The 20329-nt window shown below is 61.2% G+C and carries 21 protein-coding genes; 11 read left to right on the top strand and 10 right to left on the bottom strand.

Going from position 1 to position 20329, the window contains the following annotated elements; all coding sequences use genetic code 11:
* Positions 1-224 precede the first annotated feature (224 nt).
* Positions 225-413, top strand: a complete 189-nt coding sequence (locus M1R55_RS04045) for a hypothetical protein (RefSeq protein WP_249393443.1) — start codon at positions 225-227, stop codon at positions 411-413.
* A 99-nt stretch (positions 414-512) separates the two neighbouring features.
* Here M1R55_RS04045 and accC read toward each other — a convergent pair whose 3' ends face one another.
* The 3 genes from accC to efp all read right to left on the bottom strand — a co-directional run bounded on the left by accC (position 513) and on the right by efp (position 3415).
* A complete protein-coding gene (gene accC / locus M1R55_RS04040; protein ID WP_249393442.1) occupies positions 513-1850 on the bottom strand; it encodes an acetyl-CoA carboxylase biotin carboxylase subunit in 1338 nt (445 codons plus the stop codon).
* Positions 1851-2056: 206 nt separating this feature from the next.
* Positions 2057-2605 (bottom strand): acetyl-CoA carboxylase biotin carboxyl carrier protein, encoded by a 549-nt coding sequence (accB, locus tag M1R55_RS04035; RefSeq protein WP_249393441.1) that lies wholly within the window; start codon positions 2603-2605, stop codon positions 2057-2059.
* 252 nt (positions 2606-2857) lie between these two features.
* Entirely contained in the window at positions 2858-3415 is a 558-nt protein-coding gene (gene efp / locus M1R55_RS04030) for an elongation factor P (protein ID WP_249393440.1), read from the bottom strand.
* 313 nt (positions 3416-3728) lie between these two features.
* On the opposite strand from efp, the gene M1R55_RS04025 reads away from it, so the two are divergent.
* The 4 genes from M1R55_RS04025 (at position 3729) to M1R55_RS04010 (ending at position 7348) form a co-directional block, all read left to right on the top strand.
* The gene (locus tag M1R55_RS04025; protein ID WP_249393439.1) at positions 3729-4427 is read left to right on the top strand and encodes a 50S ribosomal protein L25/general stress protein Ctc; all 699 of its coding nucleotides are present in this window, start codon (positions 3729-3731) and stop codon (positions 4425-4427) included.
* Positions 4428-4653: 226 nt separating this feature from the next.
* Positions 4654-4956: a putative quinol monooxygenase gene (locus M1R55_RS04020; protein ID WP_249393438.1), complete on the top strand. Its 303-nt coding sequence runs from the start codon at positions 4654-4656 to the stop codon at positions 4954-4956.
* Between the two features lie 133 nt (positions 4957-5089).
* Positions 5090-6598: a Si-specific NAD(P)(+) transhydrogenase gene (sthA, locus tag M1R55_RS04015; protein WP_249393437.1), complete on the top strand. Its 1509-nt coding sequence runs from the start codon at positions 5090-5092 to the stop codon at positions 6596-6598.
* A gap of 207 nt (positions 6599-6805) precedes the next feature.
* Positions 6806-7348 carry a DUF4142 domain-containing protein gene (locus tag M1R55_RS04010; protein ID WP_249393436.1) on the top strand — a complete coding sequence of 181 codons (543 nt, stop codon included), beginning with the start codon at positions 6806-6808 and terminating at the stop codon, positions 7346-7348.
* 93 nt (positions 7349-7441) lie between these two features.
* On the opposite strand, the gene sufD is transcribed toward M1R55_RS04010, so the two are convergent.
* The 5 genes from sufD to sufC form a co-directional block, all read right to left on the bottom strand.
* Positions 7442-8800: a Fe-S cluster assembly protein SufD gene (sufD, locus tag M1R55_RS04005; protein ID WP_249393435.1), complete on the bottom strand. Its 1359-nt coding sequence runs from the start codon at positions 8798-8800 to the stop codon at positions 7442-7444.
* A gap of 44 nt (positions 8801-8844) precedes the next feature.
* The gene (locus tag M1R55_RS04000; protein ID WP_249393434.1) at positions 8845-9201 is read right to left on the bottom strand and encodes a VOC family protein; all 357 of its coding nucleotides are present in this window, start codon (positions 9199-9201) and stop codon (positions 8845-8847) included.
* Entirely contained in the window at positions 9198-9614 is a 417-nt protein-coding gene (locus tag M1R55_RS03995) for a hypothetical protein (protein ID WP_249393433.1), read from the bottom strand. The genes M1R55_RS04000 and M1R55_RS03995 overlap by 4 nt, the downstream gene beginning before the upstream one ends.
* A complete protein-coding gene (gene sufB / locus M1R55_RS03990; protein WP_249393432.1) occupies positions 9607-11013 on the bottom strand; it encodes a Fe-S cluster assembly protein SufB in 1407 nt (468 codons plus the stop codon). The genes M1R55_RS03995 and sufB overlap by 8 nt, the downstream gene beginning before the upstream one ends.
* Positions 11014-11155: 142 nt before the next feature.
* The gene (sufC, locus tag M1R55_RS03985; RefSeq protein ID WP_249393431.1) at positions 11156-11911 is read right to left on the bottom strand and encodes a Fe-S cluster assembly ATPase SufC; all 756 of its coding nucleotides are present in this window, start codon (positions 11909-11911) and stop codon (positions 11156-11158) included.
* Between the two features lie 277 nt (positions 11912-12188).
* Between sufC and M1R55_RS03980 the strand changes: the two genes are divergently transcribed.
* From M1R55_RS03980 to M1R55_RS03955, 6 genes are all read left to right on the top strand, one after another.
* Positions 12189-12917, top strand: a complete 729-nt coding sequence (locus M1R55_RS03980) for a MotA/TolQ/ExbB proton channel family protein (protein WP_249393430.1) — start codon at positions 12189-12191, stop codon at positions 12915-12917.
* Entirely contained in the window at positions 12914-13333 is a 420-nt protein-coding gene (locus M1R55_RS03975) for a biopolymer transporter ExbD (protein ID WP_136365730.1), read from the top strand. The genes M1R55_RS03980 and M1R55_RS03975 overlap by 4 nt, the downstream gene beginning before the upstream one ends.
* Before the next feature lie 4 nt (positions 13334-13337).
* Positions 13338-15650, top strand: coding sequence for a hypothetical protein (locus M1R55_RS03970; protein ID WP_249393429.1), 2313 nt, complete (start codon positions 13338-13340; stop codon positions 15648-15650).
* A gap of 69 nt (positions 15651-15719) precedes the next feature.
* A complete protein-coding gene (locus M1R55_RS03965) occupies positions 15720-16421 on the top strand; it encodes a hypothetical protein (RefSeq protein ID WP_249393428.1) in 702 nt (233 codons plus the stop codon).
* Positions 16422-16791: 370 nt separating this feature from the next.
* Entirely contained in the window at positions 16792-17646 is an 855-nt protein-coding gene (locus tag M1R55_RS03960) for a type III pantothenate kinase (RefSeq protein WP_249393427.1), read from the top strand.
* On the top strand, positions 17643-18542 hold the full coding sequence (locus M1R55_RS03955; protein WP_249393426.1) for a cobalamin-binding protein: 900 nt from the start codon (positions 17643-17645) through the stop codon (positions 18540-18542). The genes M1R55_RS03960 and M1R55_RS03955 overlap by 4 nt, the downstream gene beginning before the upstream one ends.
* 69 nt (positions 18543-18611) lie before the next feature.
* Here M1R55_RS03955 and M1R55_RS03950 read toward each other — a convergent pair whose 3' ends face one another.
* On the bottom strand, positions 18612-19610 hold the full coding sequence (locus M1R55_RS03950; RefSeq protein ID WP_249393425.1) for an inorganic phosphate transporter: 999 nt from the start codon (positions 19608-19610) through the stop codon (positions 18612-18614).
* Positions 19611-19629: 19 nt separating this feature from the next.
* Positions 19630-20268, bottom strand: a complete 639-nt coding sequence (locus M1R55_RS03945; RefSeq protein ID WP_249393424.1) for a DUF47 domain-containing protein — start codon at positions 20266-20268, stop codon at positions 19630-19632.
* Positions 20269-20329: the final 61 nt, after the last annotated feature.

Here is a 20329-nt window from a genome sequence, read left to right as displayed (position 1 = left end):
GTACTTAACGCTCTCTCCTACCTGCCGGGTTTAATCTTTTCTGACCCAATCTGCACGCAGTCTTTACATGCTGTGCCGCCTCACGTTTGACTGTGCCCAGTCAGGCCAGAGTTGGGCCGTGTTCGTTCGAAGGTGGGGCCGATTCAAGTTCTAGCGTCAGCATAGGTTTGTTTTCCGCTCTGCCTACCGCTCCAGGCCCATTCACTCTAAAAGCAGGTGACCCCATGAAGATTTCCAACATTCTGTACATTCTCGGCTTCGCGTCCATTCTCGTTTCGGCAGCCAACTACCTCAAGGGCAAGTCCGAAGACGGTCAGGAAGAGGCCACCAAAGAGCGCGACGGGCTGTTCGTAGGCCACTGGGCACCCACCTTCTTTATTCTGGGCAAGGTGGCAGAAGACCGCAAGATGTAATGGCGAAAGCCGAATCAACTGACCACAAAAAAGTAGAACTGGCCTCACCTGTAGGCCAGTTCTACTTTTTACCCACTTGTAGTTTTTACACTATTCGCTTTACATCTCCATCCGGGTCTTCAAGAAATTGGTCATGACTGCGCCGCGTTTGTAAAACGGGTTGTCCATGATCTTGACGTACAGCGGAATGGTGGTTTTCGGGCCATGAATCACGGTTTCTTCCAGGGCACGTTTCATGCGGGCAATGGCCTGCTCACGGGTATCGTGGTGCACGATCAGCTTGCCGATCAGCGAGTCGTAGTGCGGCGGAATCACGTAGCCCGTGTACACGTGGCTGTCCACACGCACGCCGGGGCCGCCTGCAAAGTGCACATCGTCAATCTTGCCCGCGGCTGGCCGGAAGTCCTTGTCGGGGTCTTCGGCGTTCAGGCGGCACTCGATGGAATGGCCGCGCAGCACAACGTCTTCTTGCTTCAGCGCCAGGCCCTCGCCCGCCGCGATCTGAAGCTGCATCTTCACGAAGTCCAGCCCGGAAATCATCTCGGAGACGCAGTGTTCCACCTGAATCCGGGTGTTCATCTCCATGAAATAGTAGTTGCCGTCGCGGTCTACGATGAATTCCAGCGTGCCTGCCCCGGCATAGTTCACGTGCTGGGCCAGCCTCACTGCGGCGTCCAGAATCTCCTGGCGCAGGGTGGCGGGTAGGGTACTGGGCGCTTCCTCGATCAGTTTCTGGTTGCGCCGCTGAATAGAGCAGTCGCGCTCACCGATGTGGATCACGTGGCCGTTACCGTCGCCCATGACCTGCACCTCCACGTGCCGGAACTCTTCCAGAAACTTTTCCATGATGATGGCGGGGTCGCCAAAGTACAGCCGCGCCTCTTCCTGCGCCTGATTGAAGGCCGACTTGAGTTCTTCCTGCGTCCGTACCACTTTTTGCCCGCGTCCGCCGCCGCCCGCACTGGCCTTCAGCAGCACCGGATAGCCCACCTGTTTGGCGGCCAGGATCGCGGCGTCCACGTCTTCCAGCACGCCAGTTCCGGGCACCACAGGCACGTTGCTGTTGGCAGCAATCTCGCGCCCGCCTGCCTTGCTGCCCAGCGCCCGCATACTTTCCGGCGTGGGGCCGATGAACACGATCCCATGATCGCGGCACATCTCAGCAAAATCGGGGTTTTCGGCCATAAACCCGTAACCGGGGTGAATGCCTTCCGCGCCCGTCATCATGGCCGCCGACAGGATGTTGGGAATATTCAGATAAGAGGCGTTGGAGGCAGGCGGCCCCACGCACACGCTTTCATCGGCCAGCAGCACGGGCAGGCTTTTTTCGTCGGCGGTGGAATAAACTACAACGGTTTTGATGCCCATTTCGCGGGCTGTGCGAATCACACGCAGGGCAATTTCGCCCCGGTTGGCAATCAGGATTTTTTTGAACATTTTGCCTCCGGCAAAGGTTTAAGGGTCAAACGGTCTAAGGGCAAGTCAGTGCCTGATAGGGAGCCAGACAGTCTTGTGCATATGATTTTGCCCTCTCCACTTGTTCGAAGGCGGCAACTGAGCGCGCCGGGTTGCTTTTCCATACGTCACTCAGCAACACGGGCACTTCACCTCACCAGGCTCCTAGACCCTTAGACGCTCTGATCTCATTCGATAATGAACAGCGTTTGGCCGTATTCCACCGGATCGGAGTTCTTGACCAGAATCTCGCGCACCACGCCGCCCGTTTCGGCTTCAATCTCGTTCATCAGCTTCATGGCTTCGATGATGCATAGCACCTGGCCCGCGCTGACGGTGTCGCCAATTTTCACGAATGGCGCGGCGTCGGGGCTGCTGGAGGCGTAATACGTGCCCACAATCGGAGCCTTCACGGGTGTTCCGGTGCTGGCGGCTTTGGCGGGGGCAGAGGGCGCTTCTGACGCGGCTGGAGTGGCGGCAGGTGCAGAGGCGGCGGGAGCCACGTCAGCGGGCGCGGCAGGCCCACTGGGCGCGCTTCTGGGTGCAGGCGCAAAAGCTGCTGGCTGAGGCGCGGCGGGGCCGGTGGGTGCGCTGGCACTGGGGGCAAAGGCGGGACCGCCCATCGCCTGTGGACCGCGCTTGAGGTCAAGGGCGAAGCTGCCGGTCTTCAGGCTGAATTCGCGCACATCGGCGGCGCTCAGGGCGTCAAGGATTCGTTTGAGGTCTTCTGGGTTCATGGCCCCTCCTGTACATCTGTTGGGTGTGGTGTTGCTGGTGATGGACTTGAATAAAATGAAACGTCGCCGCTCATCATGCCGCGCAAACGGTGAGAGGACAGCAGAGAGAAAGCAAACAGTGGGTTGTCTGCACTGAGTCTAACCACAAACGGCTCTTGGGTCGCCCGGTCAACACGCCAGTCTAAAAAAGCCGCCCCACTTCATGCAGGGCGGCAATTTTAGGCAAATTCAGTCAGGCAAAGGCAGTGAACGTTAGGCGCGGCCGAGGTATTCGCCCGTACGGGTGTCCACCTTCACGCTGGTTTCCTGCTCTACGAACAGGGGCACCTGCACGACTGCGCCCGTTTCCAGTGTGGCTGGCTTGGTGCCGCCGGAAACGGTGTCGCCGCGCACGCCGGGGTCGGTCTGCGTGATCTTCAGCACGACCATGTTGGGCAGCGTAATTTTCAGGGCCTTGTCGCCGTAGACCTGCACTTCTACGTCGGTGTTTTCCTTCATAAACTTGGCGGCGTCGCCCACCAGAGTAGGGGGCAAGCTCACTTGGTCGTAGGTGTCCATGTCCATAAACATGTAGTCGTCGCCGTCGCGGTACAGGTACTGCATCTTCTTGCCCTCGACGAAAATGTCCTGCAACTTTTCACCGCTGTTGAAGGTGCGGTCGACAATGCTGCCCGTTTCCATGTTGCGGAACTTGGTCACGACTTTCGCGCCGCCGCGTCCCATCTTCAGGTGAGAGTAGTCCAGGCACTCCCACAGGCCGCCGTCCATTTCCACTTTGGTGCCGTTTCTCAGTTCCGTTACGCTGATCATGTTTGATTCTCCTTGTGCGGGCCGGGGCCGCCTCTGGCATAACGCTGCCAGATAAAGGCAGCAATGCGGGGGGCCTCGCGGCAACAGGAGCGATTCTAGCAGAGGCATTGGCGTTCAGGGCGGTGGGCATCCTGTATTCCCGGTCACTGCGCTCATTGTGGTTCTCCGCTTGGCCCTTCCACCCATCCCCCAGTTTTGCTACACTGTCACGGTTGCTTGACGCCCGCCCCCGCGCCCAGATGCTTTTGAGCTTTGGACATGGAAGAGAGCGAGGCGGCCAGACGAGAGACACCCCCAAGGAGAGTCACCCAGCATGGAACTAAACGCCCAACCCCGCATTCCTCAGGAAAAACTGGCCGAAGGCTTGATCCCCGCCGTCGCCTACAACAAGGGCAACAACGTCAGCTTTGCCCTCGATTTGAAGGCCTTTGACCGTGCATTCCGCAAGCAGGGTACGACGGGCATCTTCGACATCACCGTCGAGGGTGGTCAGCCTTTCCCCGCACTGGTGAAAGCCGTGCAGATGGACAAGCGCCGCCGCGTGCCTATTCACGTCGACTTTTACATGGTCACCTACGGCGAGCCTGTGGCCGTCAGCGTGCCCGTGCACACCAAAGGCAAGAGCCAGGGCGAAGTCATGGGCGGTCTCGTGGACATCGTTGTTCACAACCTCGCCATCATTGCCCCTGGCCCCCGCCGCATTCCCCAGGAAATCTCGGTTGACGTGAGCAAGCTGAATATCGGTGACCACATCACCGCCGGACAGCTGAAACTCCCCGAAGGCGTGAAGCTGGGCATTGATGAAGACACTGTCGTCATCAGCCTGCTGGCTCCCCGTATGAGCGCCGACGAACTGGCTGCCGAAACGCAGGCCGTTCAGGTCGCGGGCATGGTCGCTGCGGGCGAACTGTCCGAAGAAGCCGCCGCTGCCGTGCTGGAAGGCGACGCGAGCCTCGAAGAGGTCAAGGCCGAAGCCGCCGCCGAAGCCACGGAAGAGGGCAGCGAAGCGTAAGCTTCAGCAACTTCAAGCTCTCAAACCAAGCCGGAATGCCCACGCGGGTGTTCCGGTTTTTTATGGTTTGCTGAGGTCTGAGCCTGGCGTGCGCCGCTGCCCCATTCCGTCTCAAGTGTAATGGGGCTTGCGCCGTGTCTGCCTGCAAATCGGGCAAGGTAGACCCAGTACCGACAACACAGAAGCCATAACACAGCACCTACAATCCAACTTCTGGAGGCACCGCATGATTCTTACGCATGGCCGTCTGACTTTTTCCGCCGCCCACCACGATACGGCCCGCCAGATGTTGCAGGGCTTGGCGGCCCAAACCCGCACCGAGCCGGGGTGTGTGCTGTATCTGGTGTCCGAGAATCTGGAAGTGCCGGGGCAGTTCTTCATCACCGAGCAGTGGGAAAGCATGACAGATATGCAGACGCATTTGGCCTTGCCGGGCGTGGGAGAGGCGGTGGCCGCCGTGCAGGGCATGGGCGTGAACGACCTAAGCATCACGGCCTGGGAAGCGGGCACAGAAACGCAGATCATGTGATCAAGTCAGGGCAGCTGATGTAGACGCCTGTTCACACTCAAAACTCGGGCGTGGCAACATGCCTTTCTTCACAACGTCACCTCAGACTCTGTTGGCTGAGGGCTGCATTTCCTTCTTCTCACGAGGTTCCCCTATGATGCAGACCGTTTCCCCGTCTACTCCGGTGCAGGGCACTCCCCCCGAATTTACCTACGACCTGTTGGTCATCGGCTCTGGCCCCGGCGGGCAGCGGGCGGCGATTCAGGCGGCCAAATTGGGCAAAAAAGTGGCTGTCGTGGAGCGCAAGTCGGTTGTAGGCGGCGTGTGCATCAACACAGGAACGATTCCCTCCAAAACCTTCAGGGAAGCGATCATGCATCTCAGCGGCTACAACCAGCGCGGCCTGTACGGATCGTCGTATTCGGTCAAAGACGATATTACCGTGCAGGATCTGCTGCTCCGAACCAGCAGCGTGATGGCGCACGAACTGGATGTGGTGCGTCACCAACTGCACCGCAACCGCGTGGAAACCATCAATGCCGAGGCGTCGTTTATCGGCCCCAACACGGTTCGCCTGCGTGATGTACGTGGTCAGGGCGAGGCCTGGCGCGACGTGACGGCCTGCACCATCGTCATTGCAGTGGGCACCAAGGCGGCACGTGACCGCAATATTCCCTTTGACGGTAAGCGCATTATCATCAGCGACGACATTCTGGATTTGCAGAATCTGCCGCGCACCGTGACCGTCATCGGCGGCGGCGTCATCGGCTGCGAGTACGCCAGCATGTTTGCCGCGCTGGGCGTGCGCGTGACCCTGATCGACAAGCGCCCGCGCCTGCTGGAATTCGTGGATTTTGAAATCACCGACGTGCTCGCCTACCAGATGCGCCAGAACCGCATGACCCTGCGTTTGGGCGAGGCCGTCAAAACGGTGGAACAGGTCACCGATCATCTGGGCCAGCGCGTGCGCGTCACGCTTGCCAGCGGCAAAGAAATCGTGAGCGATATGGTGCTGTATTCCATTGGGCGCGTCGGGGCCACCGCCAAACTGAACCTGGAGGCAGCGGGCCTGAGCGCCGATGACCGGGGCCGAATTACCGTCAACGCGCACTATCAGACGGCGGTGCATCACATCTACGCGGTGGGCGACGTGATCGGCTTTCCCAGCCTAGCCAGCGTCAGCATGGAGCAGGGGCGGCTTGCCACCTGCCATGCTTTCGGCATTCCCACCCAGAGCGTACCGGAGCTGTTCCCCTACGGCATCTACACCATTCCCGAAATCAGTACGGTGGGCAAAAACGAGGAAGAACTGACGGCAGCGGGCGTGCCTTACGAAATCGGCAAAGCCCAATACCGTGAAATTGCACGCGGCCAGATTATTGGCGACGAACAGGGAACCCTCAAGCTGATCTTCCACCTTGAAACCCGTGAACTGTTGGGCGTGCATATCATCGGCACTGGGGCCAGCGAACTGATTCATATCGGTCAGGCGGTCATGGCCTTTGGCGGAACCGTGGATTACTTCGTCAACACCGTGTTTAACTATCCGACTCTGGCCGAGTGCTACAAAACGGCAGCCTTCGACGGCATCAACAGGCTGGGAAGCGTGCCCGCGCTAGAGCCGAAGCTGGAACCTGCGGCGGCAGTGGGCGAAGTCGTTTAGTTTTTCGGCGCTTGACTGGATGATTTACTGTGGGAAATATGACCAGATTTGAACTGGCTCAATAGTTCTCAGGTTCGTTCTTAGTCCAGCAACACTTCTACTGAACATTGCATCAGCGGCAGATCAAGTCCGAACGAAAGCCGCTGTCATCTTTGCCCCTCACTACCATGACAACCTCTGGGAGTTCACTTCCCGGAAGTATTTCCTATGAAAAAACGTTCCTTGCTTGCCGTGACTGCCTGCCTCGCCCTCTGCGTTCCCGCTTCTTTGGCAGGCGGCGCACAAAACAGCCCAATGGCGGCCATAAGTACAGCCCAGGTCTCCAACGACACGGATGTGCTGTTCATGGAAGTCATGACCATGAGCAACCTCACCGAGATTCAAACCTCGCGTTTAGCTTTACAAAGAAGTAGCAATGCAGAAGTGCGGGCCTTTGCCCAAGAGATGATTGTGGAACACACCAAAGCGCAGGCTGAACTTAATGCCATTGCACAGGCCAAAGGCATCAGGTTGGCCGACAAACCCGGTGCAGACCAGCGCCTTCAGTACAACAAGCTCACTACTCTATCGGGTGCGGCCTTTGATGCCGAATACAAGAAAGTACAAATAGATGGTCACACGATGACCCTCAAGTTGATTCAAACCTACCGCACAGTCACCAAGGACGCACAGGCGGCAGCTTACGCGGCCAAAACCCAACCTGTGGTCGCCAAGCATTTGGAACACGCCAAGATGCTTCCCGGTTCCTAGGATAGATTCCGAAACAGGAGCCGTTGGCAGGTACTTAATACAAAAAGGCCCACTCCATTTAGAGGTGGGCCATTCTTTATGTTGCGCCGAATCTTAGGCTGCGCCGACTTTCTTGGCAATAATGCCTTCGATGTAGGCCACCACGCTCTTCAAAGGCACGCGGGTCAACACGTCTTCAAGGAAAGCCGTGACCAACATCTTCTCAGCCTGTTCCTCCCGAATCCCGCGAGATTTCAGAAAGAAGAGCTGCTCCTGATCCACTGGCCCGGTGGTGCTGCCGTGAGAGCAGCGCACATCGTTGGCGTTGATTTCCAGTTGCGGCACGCTGTAATTGCGGGCGTCGCTGGACAGCATCAGGGTGCGGTGCTTCTGGTAGGCGTCGGTTTTTTGCGCGTGCAGGTCTACCTTGATCATGCCGGAAAAGACACCCACCGAGGAATCGTCGCCCACGCCCTTGTATAGCAGGTCGCTGTGCGCGTTGGCGGCGGCGTGGTGCTGCAAGGTGTAGTGGTCAAAATGCTGGTCGTCGTTGGCAAAGTACAGTGCCAGCATCTCGGAATCGCTGCCCTGGCCGCGCAGGTAGGTCTGCATCTCGGTGCGGCTCAGGGTGCCGCCCATCGTGACCACCAGGCTGTTCAGGGTGGCGTCTTTGCCCACGTCGCCGCGCTGACGCTGGATATGGGTCACGCCTTTGCCCCAGTTCTGGATAGACACGTAGCGGAGGCGTGCGCCGTCCTGCACGACGAGTTCCACCGCGCCAATCGCGTAGGTACCGGGCAGGTCTTCGCTGTCCTGCTCGTCAATAAAGGTCACGCTGCTGTTGGCTTCGGCCACCACAAGGGTACGTGTGGCCGTGTAGGTTCCGGCCTCGCTCATCACGCGGAACGATCCCAGCGGCAATTCCACTTCCACGCCGCGTGGCACGTACACGAACGCGCCGTTTGTCCACAGGGCCGCCGCCAACGCACTGAATTTGCCCTCAGAGGGGTCGGGCGACTTGCTGGGCGTGGTGCCGGGGGCGGCGATGGTGGTGTCGTCGGGCACTTCGGCGGGAACCACGCTGTAGAGGTACTGCTGCACCTTGTCGGCGTGCTGCTCCACGGCGGTCTTCAGATCGGTGAAGATCACCCCTTTGGCCGTCAATTCGGCGGGCAACTCGGTGCGGTAGACCACATCCGGGCCGTCCAGCACAAGGAATGCACCCACATCGGTGCCGTTCAGGCGCTCCTGCACACTGGCAGGCAAGGACGCAATATCGGCCACGACCTCGCGCTTTCCGTGAGGCCGCAACTCGTTGAAATCCACGCTGACCTGCGTGTACTTCCAGGCTTCCACGCCTTCATGCGGCACTTCCAGCGTATTAAACAGCTCTAAGCTTTCGCGGCGCTTGTTGGTCAGCCAATCGGGGCCGCCCGCCGCAAGCAGTTCGGTGGTAAAGGGAGTTTGGGTCATTGATTCTCCTGTAAAGCAGCCATACAAGCCAGCAGAGGCTGGAATTATGCGAAGAACGATTCGACTTCGACGATGACGCCGAACGGTGTATTGAAATAGAAGGTCAGGCGTCCGTGATTCTCGCTGGGGCCGGGAATCTGGTAGCCGCCTGCCGTCAGTTCGGCGTGAATGGCCCGCACCTGCTCCGGCGTGTCCTGCAAAAAGCCGATATGGAAGACTTTGGGATACGACACGTCTTTGCTTTTGAAGACCGAGATCAGAGAACCGTCGTCGTCGCGCAGAAAAGTCATGTTGTCGTTGCGGGGCATCCCGTCCGACTGCTTGAGGCCGAAATAACGCTCAAAGATTTCTACGGCGACGGGAACATCTGTGACGCCCAAGTTGATGTGGTTGAGTTTCAAGTCGCTCCTGAGTGTTTTGGGTTAGATAATGAGCTGTCCAGTTCAAAAACATGTCCGGAGCGGGCTTGCAGATGGGGGCGCAGAGCTCCAGCAAAAGCCTCATATCCACCAACTGTGTCTAGGAAGCATATTTCGACTGCGCCATATAACTCATCTGCAGGCCGAGTCAGGACACCTTCCAGCAGAGCGGCAAGTGCTTGGAGTGAGGCCTCGTGCCATAACTCAAGCTTCGCAGCCAAAAAATGAGTCAGCTCCAAAAACACACTACATTCGCCGAAAACCTGTTGGCCTTCTCTACCTTCAGAGTAAAAAATGGAGTCTTCAGAAAGCCAGTCTGTAAAGGTAGGAAAGATGTTGCACAGGTCTTCCCGAATCTTTAAAGACGTTTCTGAAGACTCCATCACATCAGCCAACGCTGCCTTCCATCTCCAACTCAATCAGGCGGTTCAGTTCCACGGCGTACTCAAGCGGCAGCTCTTTCGCAATCGGCTCGATGAATCCGCGCACGATCAGGCCCGCCGCCTGGTCTTTGCTGAGGCCACGGCTTTGCAGGTACAGAATCTGCTCGTCGTTGATCTTGGACACGGTGGCTTCGTGGCCCACGCGTGCGGTCTTTTCCTCGATTTCAATGTAAGGATAGGTGTCCGTGCGGGCTTCTTCGTCGAGCAAGAGGGCGTCGCATTCCACGTTGGTCTTGGCGTTGCGTGCGCCTTCGTAAATCTTGACGAGGCCTCGGTAAGAGCTGCGGCCCGAGTCTTTGGAGATGGACTTGGACACGATGCTGCCGCTGGTATTGGCTGCAAAATGCACGATCTTTGCGCCTGCGTCCTGATGCTGCCCGCGTCCGGCCATGGCAATGCTCAGCACTTCGCCGCGTGCGCCTTCTTCCAGCAGGTAGCAGGCGGGATACTTCATGGTCACCTTGCTGCCGAGGTTGCCGTCTACCCATTCCATCACGCCATGCCCGTATACGGCGGCCCGCTGCGTCACGAGGTTGTAGACGTTGTGGCTCCAGTTCTGAATGGTGGAGTAGCGGAAGCGTGCGCCTTCCTTCACCACGATCTCGATCACGCCGGAGTGGAAGGAATCGGAGTTGTAGGCAGGGGCCGTGCAACCCTCGATGTAGTGGGCCTGTGCGCCCTCATCGATGATGATCAGCGTGCGCTCGAACTGGCCGCTGCTCTCCGCGTTGATGCGGAAGTAGGTCTGCAGGGGGATGTCCACCTTCACGCCCTTGGGCACGTACACGAAGGAACCGCCTGACCATACGGCGCTGTTGATCGCCGCGAACTTGTTGTCTTCCGGGGGCACGATGGTCGCAAAGTGCTCGCGGAACAGGTCGGGGTACTGCTTCAGGCCGTCCTCGATGCTCAGGAAGACCACGCCCAGCTTTTCCCACTCTTCTTTGAGATTGTGATACACCATCTCCGACTCGTACTGTGCGCCCACGCCTGCCAGCATGGCCCGCTCGGCTTCGGGAATGCCCAGGCGCTCAAAGGTCTTTTTCACGTCGTCGGGCACGTCGTCCCAGCTGCGGGCGTTCATGCCTTCGGGTTTGATGTAGTAGTAAATCTCGTCGAGGTTCAGGCCGCTCAGGTCTGCGCCCCAGGTGGGCATGGGCTTGCTGTAAAAGATTTCCAGTGCCTTGAGGCGGAAATCCAGCATCCACTGAGGCTCGTCCTTGTTGCGGCTGATCATTTCTACTACGTCGCGGCTCAGACCCCTGGGGGCCTTGACGGCGTAGCGTTCGGGGTTGCTCCAGCCGTATTCATAGCCGTTGTTGATGTCATTGACTTCAGGATTAATGGTCATGATTGCTCCTGCGTTCAGGTCTTGATGAGGTCTTTCAGAGTCAAGGAGTCGGAGGTCAGAGGTTGTGGTCAACTGTTGGGCCAAAGGGGTCAGAGCTGTCCTGTTCTTAGACCCTTTGACCCTCGACTCTTCGACGGTTTGCTTACGCCAGCGCCAACTCTTTGACCCAGTCGTACCCTTCGCTGTCCAGCTTCTTCGCGAGTTCCGGGCCGCCCGATTGCACGACTTTGCCGTCCACGATGATGTGAACGCGGTCAGGCACGATGTAATCCAGCAGACGCTGGTAGTGGGTGATGATCAGACCGCCGAGGCCGGGGCCACGCATAGAGTTCACGCCTTTGGCGACGATCTTCAGAGCGTCTACATCAAGGCCCGAATCGGTTTCGTCCATGATGATGTAGGTCGGGTCGAGCATCAGCATTTGCAGGATTTCGTTGCGCTTCTTCTCGCCGCCGGAAAAGCCCGCGTTCAGGTAGCGTTCCACGATGCTTTCGTCCCATTCCAGCACCTTCAGGGCGGCCAGCAACTTGCCGTAAAACTCGCTGAAGCTCACTTCTTCGCCTGCGGCTTTGCGGGCCTGCATGGCGAGGCGCAGGAAGTTGGCGATGGTGACGCCGGGAATTTCCACGGGGTACTGGAAGGCCAGGAAGACGCCGAGGCGGGCGCGTTCGTCGGGTTCCATCTCCAGAATGTTCACGCCGTCCACCAGCACTTCGCCTTCGGTCACGGTGTATTCGGGATCGCCCACGATGACCTTGGCCAGCGTGCTTTTGCCGTTGCCGTTCGGCCCCATTACGGCGTGCAGCTCGCCCCTGGGAATGGTCAGGTTGATGCCCTTGAGAATGGGCATGTCGCCCACGCTGGCGTGCAGGTTACGAATCTCGATCTGATAGGTCATGAAAACTCCTTGTGGCGGCTCTGGGACGGCGCTGTTAAATCACACTGCTGAAATAGAGCGGATGGCCTGAACTTGAGGAATCCTTCTTGAGAATGATTCCTACTTACAGGCCCATTCTACCTGTCTGGGGATCGAAAGTCGAGTGAGTTGGTGCGGATTCGGGACGTCCGACAGGCCTGAAGAATGTGGCTTTTTTCCAAGCATCAGTTGGAGATCATGAGGCCCCTGCACGCCATTTTCACGCTTGCCACGCGGCCATGTGTTAACCGTGAAAGGAATGAATGCTTTTGATCTTGCCCGCGCTGCCGGGCCTCTGCTGTGGGTGCTGCTGGCCCTTTCTATTTACGTGGTGTATCTGGCTGCTGCACGGGCACAGGCCTTGGCACGGCTGGGCAAAGACGCCTCGGCGTTGATCGAACGCGCCCGCGCCGTCACCGCCGAAAGTGGGCCAGCGGCAGCCCTGGCCGAAGTAGACCGCGCCACCGACTTGCGGACCAGCCCCGCCGCCAACGTGTTGCGTGCTGGACTTCTGCGGGCAGACCGGGGGCCGGATGCCAGCCTCGCCGCCATGAACGCCACCCTGCTGGCCGAAGATGCGCGGCTGTACGCGGGCCTGAGTGCGCTGGGCACGGCGGCACAGGTGGCCCCGCTGCTGGGGTTGCTGGGCACGGTCATCGGCATGGTGCGCTCGTTTCTGGTGTTCAGCAGCACAGCTGCACCCACGCCCGCGCAACTGGCCACCGGTATCAGCGAGGCGCTGGTGAATACGGCGGGCGGCCTGATCGTGGCGATCATCGCGTATGTGGCCCGCAACGCCCTGCGTGCCCGCGCTGACCGGATCGCAGTACAGGCCGAGCGGGTGCGTGAAGAGTTGCCCTCGTGGCTGTCGCGCCCCCTCGGCAGTGCTTCCGGTTTTCGGCCCACGCCCGACGCCCTGCCCGAAGTGGCCCTTTCTTTTGATGCGGCTCCCATCGGTACGGTTCCTACAGGTACGGTACGGGGATGACCCGGCCTGCCCTGCGCCGCCGATTTCGGGAAGGGGGAGACGGCGTGACCTTCGACTTTGCCCCGATGGTGGACGTCGTGCTGCTACTGCTGATCTTCTTCTTCCTGACCAGCAGCCTCGGCGCACGCCAGAACGCCCTGCCGCTAGACCTGCCACGTGCCAGTACCACCGTGCAGGAAACGCCCGCCCTGCCGATTGTGAGCGTCGACCGGGCTGGGAAGTTGTTCTTGAACGGCAAGGAAACCACCCTGACCAAATTGGGCGCTGGCCTGAAGCCTCTGCTGAAAACGTCCGGCGGTGTGGTGGGCCTGCGGGCCGATGAGCGCGGCAATTACGGAACGGTGGTGCGGGTGATGGACGCGATCAAGCAGGCGGGCGGCGAACGGTTGGCGCTGGGTACGCGCAAGGGAAACTGAGGACATGACGACCCTGCCCGGAGTGCCCCCTCGCCAACCAGCCTCCCCCGAACAGCGCGAGCGGCTGCGTGCGGTGGCCGCGACGGTGGCGCTGCATGTGGCGTTGCTGGCCGGTTTGTTGACCCTGCGCCCCAATCCTCCTAGCACTATTCCCCGCACTGCCCCCGACTCCAACCGCGCCCCGATGGAAGTGCTGACCCTCGCGCCCTCCCCAGACGATGTGCCGACTACGCCAACCGCCACGCTGACGCCCCCGCAACAGCAGGCAAGACAGGCTCAACAACAGGCACAGCAGCGTGAACAGACGCGGCAGACTGCGGTGCGGGCGCAGGCGCAAGCGGCGCGGCCTCCAGTGGCCCAACCTCCAGTGGCACAGCCTCAACCTGCTCAGTCTCAAGCGGCCCAAACTCAAGCAGTTCAGCCTCGGCCTGCGCCCGCCGCACCCACTCCAGCCGCTCGCCCTGCCACGCCCGCTGCCCAGCCTCAGCCCGCTGCTGCTGCCCCAGCCGGACAAACGGCCCCACAAACCGGGAGTGCTGCGCCCGCCGCGTCTCCCGCTGCTGCGCCGTCCACTCCATCTCCAGCGGCTCAGTCTCAATCTGCCCCGAATGTGGCCCCAGCAGCGCAGGCCCAAGCAGCCCAACCCACCCCCGCCCAAACTGCCCCGGCAGACAGCGAACCTGTGGCCGCCCTGCCTCGTCAGACGGACTTGGCCCAAGCTGTGCCGGAGCAAGCCAATCTGGAGCAGGCCAATCCAACGTCCGCCGCTCAGACGCCCGAATCTACGCCCGAAGTGGCCCGCGCCCAAGCGGAGGCCGCTGCACCAGAACTTCCCGCCGAAGCTGCCAACGCCGCGCCTACCGCCAGCCCGGAAACCGAAACGGTGTCGGCCCTGCCCCGGCGCGGCAGCAGTGCAGAAGTCGCCGAAGCCAGCGCCCAGGTGAGCCGCAACGACTCAGCCACCAGTTCTGAACCTGACCCTGGCGAGGCGGCCCCGGCCCGCAGCTCCAGTGCAGCCACCAGCCCGCAGGAAGACGGTGGCCCAGTGGATAGCGCGGTGGCCCGCATTCCGGCCCGGCCACCTTCTTCCACTGCTGCGCAGGCCAGCGCCCCGGAGACCTCGGCAGGCACACGGGGCACGCCCGTTCCCGTGACTCCGCAAGCCGAGGCAGGACGCGCCGGGGCAGTGGCTCCTGCGGCGGCAACGGCTGAAGCGGCCAGCCCAGCGGCCCGCACGCCTGCCACACGCCCTGCCCCCAGCGCAGAAACGCCCGATGTGCCCGCCACACGCACAGCACCAGCGGCCCCGGCCCAGGCAAATGCCAGCCCAAGTCCAGCCGCAACCGCCGCCCGCACTCCCGCAGCAGAAGCGGCGGCCCCGGCCAGCAGCGCACCTGCCCGCACTGCGCCCAGTGCGGCCCCAGCTTCATCTGACCCAGACGCGGCGGCCCGTGCAGCAGGGGGGTGGCCCGCCAATCCCGCTCCGGCGGAAGCGGCAGCACCGGGAGCCTCGGCCCGCACACCGGGAAGCGGTTCGGAGAGCAGTGCAGGCCCACCAGAAACCGCCTCACCTGCCGCACGCACGCCCGGCGCAGCAGCTTCGGCCCCCGCTGGCACGCCAGACGCCCCACCTAACACCCGGCCCACAGCTGGCACTGGAACGGGCACGACTGGGGCAGAAGCGGCAGCATCTGGCGCAGGCCGCACACCCGCGCCCAGTGGGAGTGGCAGCGATGCGGCGGTGTCTCGTCCCGGTGCTGGTGCTGGGACTGGTGGCGGTACAGGTGCACGCGAAACTGGTGACGCTGGCGCAGGTCAAGGTGTTACAGGCGAAACAGGAGCCGCTCGCCCCGGCAGCGGTGCAGGTGCAGGCGCGGCCAGCACAGGTACCGGCCCAGCAGAAGGCGGCGCGGAAATGGCCCGCGCAGGCGGCACGGCAGGTGCGGCGGGCGGCACCGAAACCCGGCCCCTGAACTGCACGGTGGTGCTGGACGTCCGGGCCTTCCCCAAATTCCAGCGCGACATGACCAGCTTCGTGTATGACGCAGGCGGCACGCAGGTCTGGCCCGATGCGGCGCTGGTCAGGGGCGTCAGCAGCCAACTGGTGCAGGAAGGCAACCTCCACACTTACGTGACCTCTGAGGGCGCGCTGAGCAGCTTTCCCAACATCACGCGCCTGACGGCCAGCCGGGTGCAGCCTAACCGCCTCGCGCCCCGTTCTACCGTGTTCACCGACGCCGTGCTGGACGCCGCCGCCGCTGCCCAATTCCGTTCGGCGGGGCAGGCGTGCCGGGTGGTGTATCTCAAAGCCCCCTGACCCCGACCCAACAGCCTGTGCCGAAGCATCAGCCAGCCGTCATTCAATCCCTGTTCAATGGAGTCCAACATGCGCCAATTCACTCTGAGCAAGCCCATCCTGCTGACCCTTACCGTCTTGCTGTCGGCCCCGGCCCTCGCGTGGGTACCCAAGCTGGAAGAAGTTACTGCCAAGAACGTCATAGACGGCGCGTATGGCCGCCGCGACCCCGTGCCCACCTTTCAGGCGCTTGACCTGACCGTGAAGGAGGGCAAATTCGCCGCCGGAACCGTAAATGCCTTTGCTGGCGGTGAGAAGTGCGTGGCCGACTGGCTGGCCGTCCCCACAGAGTTTGCCGCCGGAAGCCGCCCGCAGACCATCACCGTGATCGGTCAGGCCGACCAACTGTATTTTCAGGCGCAGGCCGCCCGTGACGCCTTCGGCAACCTGACCGCTGCCGATGCGTTGGCCGCCGACCTTGCCAGCAAGCGCATGCCTGACGGCCAATTGCGCGTGGATATTGCAGTAAAGGGTCTGGCCAGTGAGAAGGCGCGGCAGGCCTACAACGTGCGCCTGAAAGCCGCTGATGGCAAGATGATCGCGCCTGTGCGGGCCACCTTCGTCAACGATTTCAAGCAGGATGCAGGCACCTGGCAGGGCACGCTGGTTTACTACTTCGAGCCTCTGAAGGCGGGCGTGGGTGCAAGCGACAAGGTGGAATTGCTGTTGAGGACGGAAGCCGACAGCAACTGTGCGTATAGCGTGCCGCTGGACTTGGGGAGCTTTAGCTGAAGGCTGGAATGTCGAGCGGCTTTTAGGTCTTGTCCCACGATTTGCCCCACCCCCCAGCCCCCTCTGCTCCGCAGCTTTGCAAGTACCCCACCGGGTAGGGGGAGCGGCGCTGCGCTAGGCAGGATTGATCTTGTCGCGTCTTAAGTCGGCTGGCTCTTTCATCTGAAGCGGAATCGCTCGTGGTCTTAGAAATGGAATTGGCCCGCGCGTTGCACGTACCTTGGGGCCTCGCACGCATTTGGGCGGGGACGCTTTGGTGTGATGGCGGTTGTTTCCCTCGCTCCTTGTGGGAGAGGGGGGTGAGCGCCAGCGATTGCCCTTCCTTAGACCCTCAGACCCTCGACCCTTCGACTCGCTCTTCCCCCTTAGAATGCCGGACGTGTCCGCTTCTGCGTCCCTGCCCTCAGAATCCGCCTCCGCTTCCGCTTTTCCGCTGCTGGTCGTGGATATCGGCAACACCAGCACCGTGCTGGGCCTGGCCGATGCGGGCCTGAACCTCACCCACACCTGGCGGGTTCGCACCAACCGCGACGTACTGCCCGACGATCTGGCCCTGCAACTGCGCGGCCTGTTCGACCTGGCAGGCCTGGGTGGCGTGGGTGTGGCGGGGCCGCGTGCGGCGGTTCTGAGCAGTGTTGCGCCCCCAGTCGGCCAGAATTACGCGCTGGCGCTGAAACGGCACTTCGGCATCACGGCTCTGGAAGTCTCAGCCGCCGCCCTGCCCGATGTGCGCGTGGAACTCGATATTCCCGACGCGGTGGGCGCAGACCGATTGTGCAACCTGTTCGGCGCAGAGAAGTATCTGGGCACGCACGAATACGCGGTGGTCGTGGATTTCGGCACCAGCACCAACTTTGATGTGATTGGGCGGGGGCGGCGTTTTATCGGCGGCGTACTGGCAACGGGCGCACAGGTCAGTGCCGACGCCCTGTTTTCGCGTGCGGCCAAGTTGCCCCGGATTACGTTAGAAGCGCCCATAACTGCTATCGGCAAAAACACCATCCACGCGCTGCAATCGGGGCTGGTATTCGGGTACGCCGAGATGGTAGACGGGCTGTTGCGCCGCATCCGTTCCGAGTTGCCCGCGCCTGCAGTGGCGATTGCCACAGGCGGCTTTGCCCGCACCATCGAGGGCATCTGCCGCGAGATAGACCATTACGACGAAACCCTGACCCTACGCGGGTTGGTAGAACTGTGGGCCAGCCGGGTTGGAGTGCGGGCATGAGCGACGGTGCTGGCCTCCAAATTGTCAGTCTGCTCCCCAGCGCCACCGACTTGTTGTTCGACTTGGGCTTGGGCGGCAGCGTGGTGGGCGTCAGTCATTCCTGCGACCATTCCGGCGCGGCGGGGCTGCCCATTCTCACGCGCTCCATCGTCAGTCCGGACGCTCCGCAGGCCGAGATAGACCGCGCCGTCAGCGAGGCGGTGCGCGAGGGGCGGGCGCTGTACCAGGTGGACGGCGAACTCCTAGACCGCCTGAACCCCGATCTGGTGGTCACGCAGGGCGTGTGCGAGGTCTGCGCCGTTACGCCCGGAACCATCGAGGCCGCCGTGCGTTACTTGCCCGGTTGCCTGCCCACCGCCCAAGTCCTGAGCCTGGAAGGCCGCAGCGTGGCCGGAATTCTGGATGATCTGCGGGCGTTGGCGCTGGCCGCCGGGGTAGGGGAGAAGGGCGAGCAGTTGGCCGCCGAAGCTCTGCACGACTGGCAGGCCATCGTTCCTGTTTCCCATGCCCCGCGAGTGCTGACGCTGGAATGGGTAGAGCCGCCGTTTTATGGGGGCCACTGGGTGCCTGAACAGGTGGAACGGGCAGGCGGCGTGAACGTGCTGGGCGCAACAGGCACCGATTCTGGCCGCGCCACCTGGCCCCAGATCGCCGCCCTCGACCCCGACGTCATCGTGGTGATGTGCTGCGGCTATGGCTTAGGCGAGAATGCCGAGTTTGCCCGCACCCTGCTGACCCAAACCGACTTGCGGGCGGTGAGGGAGGGGCAAGTGTGGGCCGTGGACGCCAATGCCCATTTCAGTCGCCCCAGCCTCGGCGTGGTGCGCGGCGCGGCGGTGCTGGCCGACCTGGTGCGCGGAATGGAGCATGCTAGCGAAAGCGTGCGCGTGGGGTAAGAGCAGGGCCAAAGAGAGCGGCGCTTCCAGTGAAGGAAGCGCCGCTGTGTTGTGGTGTGTGTCTCGACTTTAGCCGCCGATCAGCAGCATGGCTTTATGCACCGCCCAGCCCAGCGCAATGCAGGTTGGTACCGTAAACACCCACGCCGTCACGATTTTTCCGGCCACCTGCCACTTCACTTTCCTGAAGCCTTTGGTGGTGCCCACGCCCATGATGGAGGTGCTGATGGTGTGCGTGGTACTCACCGGAATGCCCAGTCGGCTGGCCGTTTCGATGATCAGCGCGGCGCTGGTTTCGGCCACGAAGCCGTCTACGGGTTTCAGGTCGACCACCTTGAAACCCATCGTTTTGATGATGCGCCAGCCACCTACGCTGGTGCCGAGGCCCATGGCAGCGGCGGCGCTGAGGATGACCCACAGCGGCACAGTATCGAACTGTGTGCCGAAGTAGGCGCTGAGGGCAAAGGTCATGATGCCCATCGTTTTTTGCGCGTCGTTGCCGCCGTGACTGAAGGCCATAAACGCCGCCGACCCGATCTGTGCCCAGCGGAAGGTGCGCGTGACTATGCGGGGCCGCATCCAGCGCAGCACCAGCCAGGACAGCAGAAACATCAGCAAAATGGGCACGAGAAAGCCCAGCACCGGACTGGTCAGCAGGCCCGTCAGGGTTTTGTTCACGCCTTTGGGAATGATCGCGCCCCAACCACCCGCCGCCACACCCGCACCCACCAGACTAAAAATCAGGGCGTGGCTGGAACTGCTGGGCAGGCCCTTCCACCACGTAAACAGGTTCCACGAGATGGCGCTGATCAGGGCCGCCGCCGTCAGTTCCAGGGTGGCAAAGTCCTGAGACACGATGTCCTTGCTGACGGTTTTGGCGACGGCTGTCCCCGTGAGTGCCCCCACCACGTTCATGACGGCGGCCAGCAAGATGGCCTGTCCGGGCGTCAGGACTTTGGTGGCCACGCTGGTGGCAATCGCGTTGGCCGTATCGTGAAAGCCGTTGATGAAATCGAAAATCAGTGCCAATGCAATGATGACGACAAGGCCGATAAAAGCAGGTTCCATAAGTGTTGTTGCCTGTCCGTTACGCGTTCTTCAGCAAGATGCTTTCTACGGTTTTGGCCACCCGCTGCGCCTGATCGCTGGCGTCTTCCAGCAGGTTGGCAATCTCGCCGCCCCGCATGGCCCGGATCATGCCCGGGACGTCGGTCACGCTCAGATACAGGGTGCGCTGAACGTCGTCACTGATGGTGTCGCCCTGATCTTCCAGCTGCCGAATCTGGTTGGCGAGGGCCGCCAATTCCTTCACGCGGTTCTTGTCCTCGATCATGGGCATGCCCTGTGCCAGCAGCGCACATTGCTGCTCCACCACGCGGGCCAGTTGCGCCATCTGTGGCAGCGGCTTTTCTATGCCGTACAAGCTCAGCTTGCGGGCGGCGTCTTCCATGTCATCTACCAGATCATCCAGTTCATTGTTCAGATCAATAATGTCTTCGCGGTCGAACGGCACGATAAAGCTCTCGGCCAGGAGGCTGGTCACTTCCCGCGTAATCCGGTCGCCCTCATGCTCCAGGTCGCGCACTTTTTGTACTTTGTTCTCTACATCCGTATAGTTTTCCAGCAGATCCACCAGTGCTTTGGCGGTGGCGTGGGCATTGCGGGCCGCCTCAGCAAACTTGGCGCTGAACTGCGGGTTACGGGGCATAAATTTAGACAAAACCATGATATTCCTCCAGATGGCGGGCGGCAGACAAAAGCCTGACAACTCCGCTTGATTCTCAGAG

Origin of the sequence: Deinococcus sp. QL22, from assembly GCF_023370075.1 — a bacterium.
Taxonomy (GTDB): Bacteria; Deinococcota; Deinococci; order Deinococcales; family Deinococcaceae; genus Deinococcus.
Note: the sequence above shows the minus strand (reverse complement) of the source record. Positions and strands in the feature narration are given on the sequence as shown.